Raw genomic sequence first — 11,856 nt, 5'->3', positions numbered from 1 at the left:
CCCAGGCGCTCGAGCGGCTCGGCGACGCCGCCGCGAGCACCCAGCGGGACAACGCGGCGCGGCTGGAGCGGCTGGAGCGGCACGTGCGCTCGCTGCTGGCCTGGTTCGGCTCCGTCCGCGGGCTCGCGCGCCTCTTCCGGCACCCCCAGGAGGTCCAGGGCTGATGCAGCGGCACGCGATCTTCACCACCACCGCCCTGCGGGAGCTGCAGGCGGTGCCTGCCAGGGAGCTGGACGCCCTGCTGGGTGACATCGACCTGCTGGCGAGGGATCCCCGATCGGGCCGGCTCGACCTGCGGCCATTGCGCAAATACCCGGGCTTCCACCGGCTCAAAGTGGGCAGGTGGCGGGTCTTCTGCCGCCTGGACGGGTACGTGGAGATCCACGCGGTCCGCCGGCGCAGCGAGGACACCTATGACCTGCCCTTCAACCCCCGAACGCTGCCCACGCCCGGCGAACTGCCCGCCGCGCCCCCGGCCGACTGGGACGAGGAGGACGAACAGCTCGCCGCGGGGGGCCCGCCAAGGGAGGGGAACTTCCCGCTGCGCCCCGAGCAGCTCGAGAGCTGGGGCGTGCCCCGGCTCTACTTCCCGCAGTTCCTGGGCTGTGCCGGCGAGGACGACCTGCTCCACCTCGACAGCGTGGTGCCGAGCGAGTGGGTCATGCACGTGATCGGCATGCTGTACCGGCCCGGCCTGGACCAGACCCAGTCCGAGGCGCAGTACGTGGTGCACTCGCGGGAGGAACTGGAGGCCTACCTCAGCGGCCGCCTCAGCGACCTGCTGCTGCGCCTCGACCCCGAGCAGGTCCGCGCCTCGGAGTGGCGGTTGGAGGGCCCGGCGCTGGTGCGCGGCGGCCCCGGCACCGGCAAGACCGTGGTGGCGCTGTACCGGGCCCTGGCCTACGCCCAGCACCGGCCCGGCTCGCGGGTCCTGTTCGCCACCTACACCACCACCCTCGCCCACTACGCCGAGCAGCTCCTCTCGCGCCTGGTCGAGGAGCGGGGCCTGGACGCCGAGGTGGAGGTGAGCTGGGTGGACCGGCTGGTGCGGCAGAACCTCAAGGCCCCCTCCTGGAAAATCGCCGGCGACGCGGAGCTGCTCGAGGCCGTGAGGACGGTGCTGGCCGAGCTGCGGGACCCGTTCCTGCAGGGCCTGGGCCCGCGCTACCTGCGCGACGAGTTCCACGACGTGATCCAGGCCTGGGACCTTGGCCGCGAGGAGTACCTGGGCTTCCCGCGCCACGGGCGGCAGCTCCCGCTGTACCCCGAGGAGCGGGAGAAGGTGTGGGTGGCCTACGACCGCTGGCGCGGGCTGCTCGACCGGCGCCGGCTGCTGAGCTGGAACCGGGCCCGCGCGGCGGCGCGGGCCAGCGCCCAGCCGGCCTACGACGCGGTGATCGTCGACGAGGCGCAGGACCTCCCGCCCGTCGCCCTGCGCTTCCTGCTGCGCCTGGCTAAGGACCCGAGGGGCTTCTACCTCACCGCCGACGCCAACCAGAGCCTCTACCAGCAGGGGTTCTCCTTCAAGGCCGTGGACCAGGCGCTCGACATGAGGGGCCGGAGCCTTCTGCTGCGGCGCAATTACCGCTCGACGCGCCCGATCCACGCGGCACTGGCGGCGCTGGCCCGCCACCCGTCGCTGGAGTCGGAGGACCTGCCCGAACCGGCCCACCGCGATGGCCCCAAGCCGCTGCTGGTGGGGATCGACCAGGGCACCGAGGCCGGCACGCTCCGCGAGCTGGTCTACCGGCTGTGCCGGCAGCTAAGGGTGCCGCTGAGCGGGGTGGGCATCCTCTGCCCGAGCGAAGCCCGCGCGCGCGAGGTGGTCGCCGCGCTCAACCGGCTGGACGTGCCCGCGGCGTGGTCGAAGGGGGAGGCCCTCGAGCTCGACCAGCCGGCGGTCAAGGCGCTGACGCTGCACTCCGCTAAAGGCCTGGAGTTCCCGGTGGTGATCGTGCTCGACGTCAACCAGGGCACGCTCCCCCGCCAGGCCGCAGTGCCCGCGGAGGAGGCGGAGGCCTACGAGGCCCGCGACCGCCGGCTGTTCTACGTGGCCTGCTCGCGGGCCATGCGGGCACTTGTGGTCGCTTACGACCCCCGCCGGCCGAGCCCCTTCGTGCGTGAATTGCCGCCGGAGCTTTGGGAGCAGCACGACGAACCGGCCGGCCACGGCAGCGCGAGTCAATCAGAACGCAGTGGTCGCCCCTGAGGCACGGCTTGTCCATCGCCCTCCGGCCCCCTGGCCCACCCCTTGGCGGGCACGGGCGTCATACCACGCCCGTACGCCGGCCCGGCCTGCTTACCCCTGACCGGCAAGCCCCCGCCCCGCCGCAGCGGCCACGTACCCGGAACCTCGCCTTTCCAGCATCCCCACCTGCTCCAGCCGCCGGAGCCGGTCCCCCGCCGAGCTCTTGGCGATCCCCAGCGCCCGCGCGATGGCCGAGGGGCCAACCGGCCCTGCCGCAGCCAGGCGCAGCACCTCCCGGTCGGTCTCGGAAAGGGGGAAATCTCGCCCCCTTGAGGGAGCCTCATGCCCTTCCCGAGCGGGCAGGGTCACCGGCTTGGCCATCTGTCCCAAAGGGGGATCGTCCGCCCGGTGAACGGGCGTCAGCCCGTCCCGAAGGGGATCGTCCGCCCGGTGAACAGCAGCGTTAGCCCTCTGTCCCGATAGGGGGTCGTCCCCTGTCTTCCTGACCGCCCGCACTTCCTGCCTCACCTGGCTGATCCTTGTTTCCACAGCCTCCGCTGAGAGAAGAGCCTCCAGATGGCCGAACCTGTATCCCTCTTGGTGCACGGGGCGTGAGCCCCGTCCCGAGAGGGGATCGTCTCCCGGCTTAGCTACTGGCACGGCATGAGCGGGCTGCACTTGTCGATCTTCGTTCAGGGCTGCTTCTTCCTCCCTCAGCCCTGCAACCCGGGCGCGTTCGACCCGTGCCTCATACATGCTGGAGAGGTTCCCCCAGAACACCACGAAGGCCCCGATCAGGCTGCCCCAGAAGGCCCAGGCGGAGTGGATCACCACGTAGGCGAAGCTCATGTAGAAGGTAGCAACCTCCACGGCCAGCGCCAGGGCCCACGAGGCCCGCACCCCCTGGGCCTCATAGCCCTTGTAGTAGTGCCGCAGGTGCGAGTACGAGGAGGCCAGGGCCAAAGCGTAGACCAGCACCCCGAAAGCCGCGCCGGTGGCCCCGATCAAATCTCCACGGAGGAAGAAGTCTCCCACCACCCGCCCCGTGATGAGACCTACCACCGGCAGCGCCAGGGCTGCGATGACCGAAAGAGCAATCGCGTTCCAGTGCATAGGAATATGTTACCGATACTTGGAATATCATCCCGATGCTCGAAAATTTTGAGACCCCCCTTTCTAAAACTCCCAACACTCCCAACATTCCCAACAAGGCCATGAAAACCGAGTCCTGGACAGCGCTTCTTGTGTTGGGAGTTTTTTGTTTTTGACAAGTGCAATTCCCAACATTCCCAACACTTCCTCTCTCCGAGGAAAACTACCGGGCAGGTGCGGTCCATCCGGGTGTACCGGCGTAGCCAGTCCCGCGAGGGGATCATCCCCTTGCCCCCGTTCGTCGAGAGAAGGGGGTGGGTGGGGGCAAGAGTTCGCACAAGCCCCCTACAGCGAACTTCCCGGCTAGACTGAGGGGCAAATGGAGAGCGTGACCCCCCTCAAACTGGCCGAAGTGCGCGGTAAAAAAGCGAAGGCGAACTCCGCCCCTGAGCTCGAGGCGGTGATCCGGGAGACCGCCAGGCTCTGGCGCAAGGCCCACCTGGACTACGACCAGAGCAAGTACGTGGTCGAGCGGGTGCGCCGCCTGCTGGAGCTCGACCCGCCCGCCAAGCGCCGCCGGGTGGTCGAGCGGCTCTCCCCGGAGGAAGTCGAACGGTTGCTGGGGGCGGCCTATCGCCTCAACCCCAGGAAGCCGGTCTTCGGCCTGATGCTCAAGACCCTCTTCTACACCGGAGTCCGGGTGAGCGAGTTCGTCCACCTCCGGGTCCAGGACGCCCACCTCGACGGGGAGGCCCCCCACGTCTACGTCCACCGGGCCAAGAAGGGCTCGGTGCGCTACGTTCCCATCCTCCCGGCCCTGGCCCAGGAGCTGCGGGTCCACCTGGCCGGGAGGAGCCGGGGCTACCTCTTCGAGTCCAACCGCCACGACCGCTACTCGACCCGGGCCATCCAGAAGCTCATCCAGGCTGCGGCGCAGGAGGCGGGCATCGCCAAGCGGGTCTACCCCCACCTGCTGCGGCACTCGGTGGCGCAGATCCTGCTGGATCGGGGGATGCCCCTCGAGCAACTCCAGAAGTTCCTGGGGCACCAGGACCCCAGGACCACCCAGATCTATGCGGAAAGCTCGCTGGCGAGTGTGGGGGAAAGCTACCGGCGGATGTTCGGAGGAGATTGATCCTACCCCGTTTAGGGGTTAGGGCGTGATGCCGCGAAGCCTGAGGTTATGGGCGAGGACGGTGAGGGTCACGCGCACCTGTAAGGCTTGGAGGGTTTGGAAAGGGGCGACGCTATGTCACAGCTCAGGTTGTTGGTTGACGCCAAAGCTCGCACAGGTCAATACCATGTACTTGTGCCAACCGCCACAGGATTCTCAGACCCGGATTCACAGAGCGCCCCCTCTCAAGGTCTTGATAGTGTTTCAGGCTTATTTCAGCAAGCCGCGCCACCTGTTCCTGAGAATAACCCTTTTGCCGCCGCAGGTCGATCAGATGTAACCGTAGTTGTTGAATCAACTCCTCGTAGCTATCAGCCATTCAATGCTGAAGTTACCGAGATAAAGAACGAGAGTCTACAACATTAATCAGGTAACTTTTATCTACCTACTTAAATGACCACTAACCATGTGGAGCCTTTTAGATCCGGATCCTGAGCAAATGCTCGAGATTTCGCTCCTTAAACCAGCCTAGAACCTCCGGGACCAGAAGCTCGAGCGCCGCTCCCTGCCCGGTAGCCTCCCGGAGAAATGCCACCACCGCGTCGGGTACCCCGGACCCCAACATGTCCCGCCACTTACGCTCGCACCTCTCTACCGTGGCAAGGAATTCCCCGATGGCTTTCCCGCTGGTGGGCAGAGACCGCCCGAGGCTGTCAAATCTCGACTTGAGCTGCCGCAACTCCTCGATCGGCGCCTTCAGGCTGGGAATATGGCTTAGCACGTCCAACAGATCATCCGAAAGCGACGGGGCTTTCCTGGAGGCGTACTGGCGCCAGTGCTTCAGGAAGGTGCTCCGCAAGTCTTTCACCACCTCCTCCAGATGCTGCTGCAACTCGCCGTAAGCGTGGGTCCGGGCGACCTCGTGACTTTGCTCCAAATTCTTCAGGAAGTCGTCGAGCCGCTGAATAAGCCCGTACAAGTTAGGCAAGTCCTGCAGCCTGATCACGCCGTGATCCATGAGGAGCCTGTATATCTCCAGAAGGTTTTGCAACTCACTCCTAAGATCAGCGAGGCTGCTTAACCTGTCCAACAACTCACTGCGAATTGCAGCGTTGGAATTAGCATTACGAACGTCTGCGGAGAGTTGGCTAAGGCGTGTGGCTTTCTCCTTAATCATGTCCACCCTTCGTGAAACCCTTGCACAGGTCCTTGATCTCTACCAGGACATCTCGCATTTTCTGGATCGTGTGTTCCAGTTGCCCCGGATCGGCCCCTTTCACCTTGAGCTGGGTCGACGCGCTCTGAATGGAACTATCCAGGGTGCTCTCGACTCCGCGCAGAGCCTGAAGGATACCTTCTGGGTCGCGCGAGAAGAGATCGGTCATCAGCGCCATTCGCTCGACCTTGTCACCCCCTACCCGGCGCACACGGTCGAGGCATTGGCTCAACTCGACGATACCAGTGGCTGAGCGGGCCAGATCTTGCAGGGAACTGAAATTGGGGGCTCCCACTTGAAAGGTGCCCGCCCCACCCGCGTCAGCAAAGGCTTGGGCTACGGCCTGCTGCACGTCTTGCCATTCCCTTTCGGTGAGGGGCACGGGCACCCAGCGCTCTATTTCGGCGAGCAGGGCGGCGGCCTTATCCGTGGCGCGCTCGAGCACAGGGTCCAGCTTTCGGCTAAAGTCGGCATAGGCCCGTGCTGCGGCAAGCCCATGGCCGAACCAGGCCTCCTGCACAGGTGGCAGCTGGCCACGTTCGAGCCCCTGCAGAGCCTCTAGGGCCCGTGCCGCGTCGATGAACCGGGTTTGCCCACTGCCTTTGTAGACCCCGATGCGGCGTTGGACCGCTTCTCGGAAGCCCTTCCGCAGACTCAGCGCCAACGCGGCCAGTTCTCCTAGAGGGTCGGCCAGCTTTTTGTCGGGCGCTACTTCGGCAACTATTGCCCTCAGGAGCGCGGGTCCTTCCTTGAGGTCACCCAACACTACGTGGCTCCAATAGAGCCCGCCCAGCAGCACTGGGAGCATTCGGTCGGTAATCTCGTGCAACTGCCGCACGACTTCCTGCCCCCAGTGGCGCAGGCTGATCTGCGTGGCGCGGCGGTACTCCTCGGCATGCTCAAAGCTCCAGCCCTTCGCCCGCTCCGCCTTTACCAGGCCCTCGAGCACGTAGGCTACCTGTGCTGCCGTTTTCGGCGGCGTGGGGAGGACGAGGCTGAGCCGATCCCGGTCGGTGACGGGATTACCCGTGCTTTGGCCCTGGAAGTAGATGATGGAGTTCGTCCACAGCCCGTTCTGCTTCAGGTAGTCTAGAGAGATCAACTCCATCTCCCAGTTGATCTGCGCCTCGAGGTGCCGGAACAGGGTCTCTCGCAACGTCCTAGCGTGCTCCTGCAGCAGTTCGTGGCCCCCCGCCCAGGCAGCGAGGTTGGCCAGAAGGGGATCATACTGGTGCTGGCCGGTAGGGGGGGGAGCAGGTGGAGGCGGCGGCTTAAAGCCAGCAGGTGGATCCGGTGGGGAGATGGTGGTGTTACCCTCCAACTGCGGCAGTCTGAAGGCGGCCATTACGTGACTTGCCTCTTCGGGGCCGGGGGCCCACAGGCGGAGTACGCTGGAGGCCTGCCGAACCAAGTGGGGCTCGTGAAAGAGGTTTTCCATCTCCCTCTGCTTGGTGATCGAGAGGGGTTCGCCGGGGAATTTCTCCTGAAAGGCAGTTGTAGGGAACTGACCCTGGCTGAGGGTTAGGGTGGCCTCCTGCAAGGTGTAGCGCAACACGTCCCGGATGACTGCACGAGGGTTGAAACGCTCGCGCGAGATCCGCTCGACCATGAACTCGAGCGCTCTGAGGTTGAAGGGATACAGCCCCACCACCCCTTGCTGCGGCAGGCTCACGCTCCCGAAGGTTAGATGACAGGCAACCCGGTGGACACAGCCGTCGCAAGCGTTCAGCCTGGACGGTTCCTCCGCCCGGTCCAGTTGATGCAGGCCCAGCCGCACGGCGTTAAGGTAGCGGGCGGCGAACTCGGCCTTCTCCCTCGACGAGACTTCGTCCTGGGCCGAGTCCATGGTCACCGCGAAGGTAGCCCGCGTGCGCACGGTGTCCAGAGAGTCGAAATAGCCCGTCGTTACCGCGATGGCTGTGCGGATGTTGCACAGGTACTGCCGGCCCTCACGGTCGGGCTGCTGAATGATGGCCTCGAGTAGTTGGTTCTGCACCCCTTGCAGCAGGGCGAAATCCTCGATGAGCAGGATCACTTCCTGCCCTTGCCTGAAGAGCTCAGCCCGCAAATCGCGGAGCACCTCGAGCAGTTCATCCCCCCCGATGTCGTGCAGGGCGCGGATGGCAGCCGGGAGATGGAGGTTGAGGCGGTTCAACACCGCGGCCTTGACGTTTAGGTTGCCGCGGAGCAGCATGGCGAATTTCTGGACCTTCTGGGCCATGCCCCGGAGGTTGTTCACCTCCTTGGGAAGGTCGTCCTCCTCGAAGGCGAAGGGTCGCTCCTTGTCCGCCTGCTTGCCACTGAGCGCCTCGCGCACGAAGCGGTCAATGACCCCGCCCTCCTTGAGCCACTCCGGCCGGAGCACCGCGTCGAGCAGGAAGTCAGGTAGGTTATCCGTCACGGTGCCCTCGGTGCCTTGGGTCGGGTTAGCGGGGTTCTCCCTGCCCACCAAGCCTGCCAGCCGGGTGATCAGGTCGAAGCGAGCCTGCTCGACGCTCTTGGTAGCCACGGCTTTGTCGAGCTTCTCCCGGAAGCGGACAAAGCGCTCGTCCTCTAAACCCTCGAGCAGCAACCCGATCACGTCCCGGAGGTTGGTGCGGAACTTCGGGATCCGGATCACCCGGCGCTGGGGCGTGCGCTCGATCTGGGTGTCCAACCAGCGGATCAGGTGCGACTTGCCCGCCCCCGAAGCCCCCAGCACGGGCACCAGGGTGAACGAGCGGTTCGGATCGAGGAACTCTCGCAGGAAGTCCTCCCGGCTGTAGTCCTGCCAGGCGTAGCCCTGTCCAGGCGGGGGCGGGTCGCTGCGCTTGAGCGGGATCGGGGTGTAGGTGGCGAGAAAGACCTTGTCGGAGGGCTGCTCAGCCTCCACGGTCAGCACCGCGTGGACGTCGGCAGTCTTCCAACACTCGTAGCCCGAGAAGCTCACAGGCACCCCCCCCGAAATTCCAGGTGGGAGATCCACCGCTCTGTCGCCCCAGCCTTGATGCAGCGCTTGTTGGCGTCTGCTTTTTCAATCAGGTTCACGCAGCCTTCCTCGCTGAGGCATAACAGGGCGTGCGACAGCGTCGGGGAGAGCGTCATGCCCAACTCCCCGTCGAAGCTTAGCCGGAGGGAGCCGCCGTCCAAGACGGGCCAAGCCGTCCGGCCCTCGGCGAGGCAGATCTCCAGCGGAACCTCGCCCCGGCGCGAAGCCCATAAGTCCCGTAGGGCCTCGGTAAGGTCGGGGTAGATGACCGCTTCCCTGCCGCGTACAGGGCTTTGCCAGGCGAAGCCCAAGAACAAGGCCCACCGGGTGAAGTTCTGCCACTGGACATCGTTGGGGATCAGCTTTCTGCCCAGGCGTTCGAGCTGGAATTTCTCGGCCTCGAGCCAGGAGCCGAAGGACACCGAACCTGGGTCGAGGCTGAGCCACCACGCCAGCGACTCGGCCAAGTCTGCGGCGTCCGGGGAGCTGAGGATGGCCTCCCGGAGGCGCACGCGGAACGCCTGAAGGTCGGGCGGCTCGGCCGGAATGGAGGCGGGCTCCACCATCTTCAGGCGCCCCAGTTCGGCCAAGGCTGCATGGATGGTATTCTTGCCGAGTTCGGAATCGCAGAGCCCTTCCGCGAGTTGCTCGTGCTTTCCTCCCAAGGGCACTATCGCTCGATACACCACCCACAGGGCCTGGGGCAGGGCGTCGGGGTTGCTGAGTAAGCTCATCCTAGCCTCCGTGAAAGCTGTTCGAGGGTGAAGCCGGGGTATCGCTCCATGAATAACCGGTCGGGTCGGTGGGGGTCTGTCAAGGATTCAGGGTGGAAAACGATGGTGAGGGTGTCGCCGCCGAGCAGCCGGGCCAGCCAAGGGGCTTCCTCCCTCGGGCCGACCAGCACCGCTCGGGGATAAGAACCTACGAGTTCAGGCAGGGCTAGGTCGTCGGGGTCTTCCCACAGCAAGGGATGGGGCAGGCATTTCTGCAGCCCGGCCCGCTCCTTCGCTGGAAGGCTGCTGCGGGAGCTGATCAGCATCGGGATTCCGGTCCGGAGCACTCGAGCCAGCAGATCCGCCACCGGCGGAGGCACACTCCGCGCGGGCTCAGGCACCTGGTAGGCCACGGGCACGACCGACATGCCCAGGGATTGCCATAGGCCGTCAACGCTCACTGATAGGTGCTGGGGTGGCAGGGGGAACGGAGCCTCCGCCGGATAGGGGTCCTCCCCAGACGCGCGGCACCCCGGACATCCCCCACAGGCCAGGCTCGGCGTCTCCTCCAGATGCCCCTCCGCAATCCGGTAGGCCGCGGCCAGGATCTTCTCGAATTTCGCTTTCTGGCGGGCTGCTACGATCAGAGCGTGCATTTGTGCTAGGCCTGTTTGGTCCGCTTCTGCCTGTCGGGTCCGCACCGGCGCGACCCGCTCTTCCCACAGCCTGGGGTTCCGGTGGTCGTTCTCGAGGACCTGCACGACGGCTGAGGTCTGGTGTTGCTGTACCGCACGCTCGTAGTCGACCGCATCCTCGTAGGCGGAGGGGTCAGGGGGCGCCTCCGCGTCCAGCACGACCAGCCCTGCCCGGGCCATGAGGTTGAGCGTTCGGAGGTTCCAGGCCTGGTTTTCCTCCTCGCTGAAGCGCAGGTCCTTGGGCTTGGCGTTTAGGTCAAGCCGCAGCCGCCCCTCGCCCAGCGGGGTATTGTGGACGAACATCGCCTCCCAGCGTTCGAGACCCCGTTCCAGGGTGATCAGGCGGTTGGTACTGGTCTGACGGGCGATCTGCCAGTCGTCATGGGCGTGTAGCAGCAGCGAGACACTGGCAGCGCCGTCTCGCCCACCCCGACCCACCTCCTGGTAAAAGCGGTCGAGGTTCTCCGGCATGCAGGCGTGGATGACCGTGCGCACGTTGGGCTGGTCGATGCCCACACCGAAAGCCGAGGTGCCCACCATCACGTCCAGTTCGCCGTGGTGCCAGGCCTGGACCAGCCGATGGCGTTCCGCCCCTGGGGTTCTTCCCGACATAACCCCCACTCGTCTAAAGCCCTCTCGGCACAGGAGGTCGAAGTAGCGCTGGGCCTGGTCAGGGGTCGTGGAGTAGAGGATCAAGGGGCGGGGCAGGTATCGTACCGCCTCCTTCAAGCGGGCCTCCCGCAACGCCTCGGCAGAAGCCCCTTCCCCACAGTCGGCTGCCCAGAACTCCGGCTCGGGGCGTAGAGCCGCGGCGGAGACCATTTGGAAGGGTCCCGGCTCGCCGTACAACTCCTTGAGCGTCTCGAGGCCCGCCTGGGTCAGGGTGGCGGTCATCAACAGGGTCACGAAGCGGTTCGCCGGCGGGCTGACCCGCAGCAAGTTCCTGCGCAAGCCAGCCACCGCCTGGAATTCCGGACGGAAGTCTGCACCCCACTGGGAGACGTAGTGAGCCTCGTCAACCGCGAACAGGCGCAAGCCGCCCCGGCTGGCCGCTTGGTGCACGGCAAAGGCTAACGATCCCATCAGGCTGTCGGGGGAGGTAAAGACCACCCCCTGCTCATCCCGCAGGATGCGCTCCTGGATAGCCTGCCGCTCGCCTCCAGGCTGGCCGCCGTAGTAGGCCAGTTGTGGCGGCAGTGGAACTCGAGCCTTCCGGGCAATGTCCAGGAGCACCCGCTCTTGGTCCAAGGCCAGGGCTACCGTCGGTACCACCACCAACGCCAGCCCCCGACCCGCCCCGCGCAAGGCAGGGACCTGGGCCAGGAGGCTCTTGCCCATTCCCGTGGGCAGCACGGCACAAAGGGTCGAGCCCGGGGGGGCGAAAAGCACGGACCGAAGGGCTTGTTTCTGGCCCGGAGAGGTGTAGCTTTCGAACCCGGTGACGGTGGCGACCACCGGATCGGACGGGGTCCGCCGCCGCTCAGAGCGTTCCCGCTCGGCAAACGCCGCCTGGCCGGGCACGCCGTCGAGCCATCCTGGCGACCATAGCTGCGCACGGACGCGATAGTGGCTTCGGGTCTCTTCCACCACCCGCACCAAGGTTTTGGTCCACTCCTCCCGGCTCGGCCAGGGGGCGGCCTTAGGAACCTTAAGGGAGACCTCCCGACCCGACCGCAGTTCCTCACGCAGCAGTACCTGACGGACCAGGCAGGCGATGTCGGCCGGGGAAGCGGGACCGCCGACACCGGCGAGGCTCCCGGCAAGGCGCCGGTATATAGGCAGCTCGAAGGCGGCCGCTGTGAGGCGCTCATCGATCAGCGCCTCGGCCAGGCGATGGTAATCGGTAGAAAGCGGCAGCGAGTCGGACACA

At 65.8% G+C, this 11,856-nt stretch carries 8 protein-coding genes; 2 read left to right on the top strand and 6 right to left on the bottom strand.

Features of this window, described 5'->3' with window-relative positions; translation table 11 throughout:
• The first annotated feature begins 163 nt into the window (after positions 1 to 163).
• A complete protein-coding gene (locus tag MEICH_RS22990; protein WP_051303826.1) occupies positions 164 to 2,209 on the top strand; it encodes a 3'-5' exonuclease in 2,046 nt (681 codons plus the stop codon).
• A gap of 90 nt (positions 2,210 to 2,299) precedes the next feature.
• Here the strand turns inward: MEICH_RS22990 and MEICH_RS0101485 are convergent, their stop codons facing one another.
• Positions 2,300 to 3,301: a winged helix-turn-helix domain-containing protein gene (locus MEICH_RS0101485; protein WP_027891156.1), complete on the bottom strand. Its 1,002-nt coding sequence runs from the start codon at positions 3,299 to 3,301 to the stop codon at positions 2,300 to 2,302.
• A 358-nt stretch (positions 3,302 to 3,659) separates the two neighbouring features.
• Between MEICH_RS0101485 and MEICH_RS0101480 the strand changes: the two genes are divergently transcribed.
• Entirely contained in the window at positions 3,660 to 4,415 is a 756-nt protein-coding gene (locus tag MEICH_RS0101480) for a tyrosine-type recombinase/integrase (protein WP_027891155.1), read from the top strand.
• A 124-nt stretch (positions 4,416 to 4,539) separates the two neighbouring features.
• Here the strand turns inward: MEICH_RS0101480 and MEICH_RS27670 are convergent, their stop codons facing one another.
• From MEICH_RS27670 to dpdF, 5 genes are all read right to left on the bottom strand, one after another.
• A complete protein-coding gene (locus MEICH_RS27670) occupies positions 4,540 to 4,773 on the bottom strand; it encodes a helix-turn-helix domain-containing protein (protein ID WP_084542128.1) in 234 nt (77 codons plus the stop codon).
• Positions 4,774 to 4,872: 99 nt separating this feature from the next.
• Positions 4,873 to 5,571, bottom strand: a complete 699-nt coding sequence (locus MEICH_RS0101470; RefSeq protein ID WP_157202555.1) for a hypothetical protein — start codon at positions 5,569 to 5,571, stop codon at positions 4,873 to 4,875.
• Positions 5,564 to 8,539 (bottom strand): protein DpdH, encoded by a 2,976-nt coding sequence (dpdH, locus tag MEICH_RS0101465; protein WP_027891153.1) that lies wholly within the window; start codon positions 8,537 to 8,539, stop codon positions 5,564 to 5,566. Before dpdH ends, MEICH_RS0101470 begins: the two co-directional genes overlap by 8 nt.
• Entirely contained in the window at positions 8,536 to 9,312 is a 777-nt protein-coding gene (locus MEICH_RS0101460) for a hypothetical protein (protein ID WP_027891152.1), read from the bottom strand. The genes dpdH and MEICH_RS0101460 overlap by 4 nt, the downstream gene beginning before the upstream one ends.
• Positions 9,309 to 11,855 (bottom strand): protein DpdF, encoded by a 2,547-nt coding sequence (dpdF, locus tag MEICH_RS22985; protein WP_051303825.1) that lies wholly within the window; start codon positions 11,853 to 11,855, stop codon positions 9,309 to 9,311. Before dpdF ends, MEICH_RS0101460 begins: the two co-directional genes overlap by 4 nt.
• Between the last annotated feature and the right edge of the window lies 1 nt (position 11,856).

This window comes from Calidithermus chliarophilus DSM 9957 (assembly GCF_000430045.1).
In the GTDB taxonomy this organism is placed as follows: domain Bacteria; phylum Deinococcota; class Deinococci; order Deinococcales; family Thermaceae; genus Calidithermus; species Calidithermus chliarophilus.
This window is presented reverse-complemented; position numbering and strand designations above follow the sequence as displayed.

Bases quoted from the DNA above. Each gene is read 5' to 3' on its own strand.
- MEICH_RS22990 (WP_051303826.1), top strand. From the start codon at position 164: ATGCAGCGGCACGCGATCTTCACCACCACCGCCCTGCGGGAGCTGCAG.
- MEICH_RS0101485 (WP_027891156.1), bottom strand. From the start codon at position 3,301: ATGCACTGGAACGCGATTGCTCTTTCGGTCATCGCAGCCCTGGCGCTG.
- MEICH_RS0101480 (WP_027891155.1), top strand. From the start codon at position 3,660: ATGGAGAGCGTGACCCCCCTCAAACTGGCCGAAGTGCGCGGTAAAAAA.
- MEICH_RS27670 (WP_084542128.1), bottom strand. From the start codon at position 4,773: ATGGCTGATAGCTACGAGGAGTTGATTCAACAACTACGGTTACATCTG.
- MEICH_RS0101470 (WP_157202555.1), bottom strand. From the start codon at position 5,571: ATGATTAAGGAGAAAGCCACACGCCTTAGCCAACTCTCCGCAGACGTT.
- MEICH_RS0101460 (WP_027891152.1), bottom strand. From the start codon at position 9,312: ATGAGCTTACTCAGCAACCCCGACGCCCTGCCCCAGGCCCTGTGGGTG.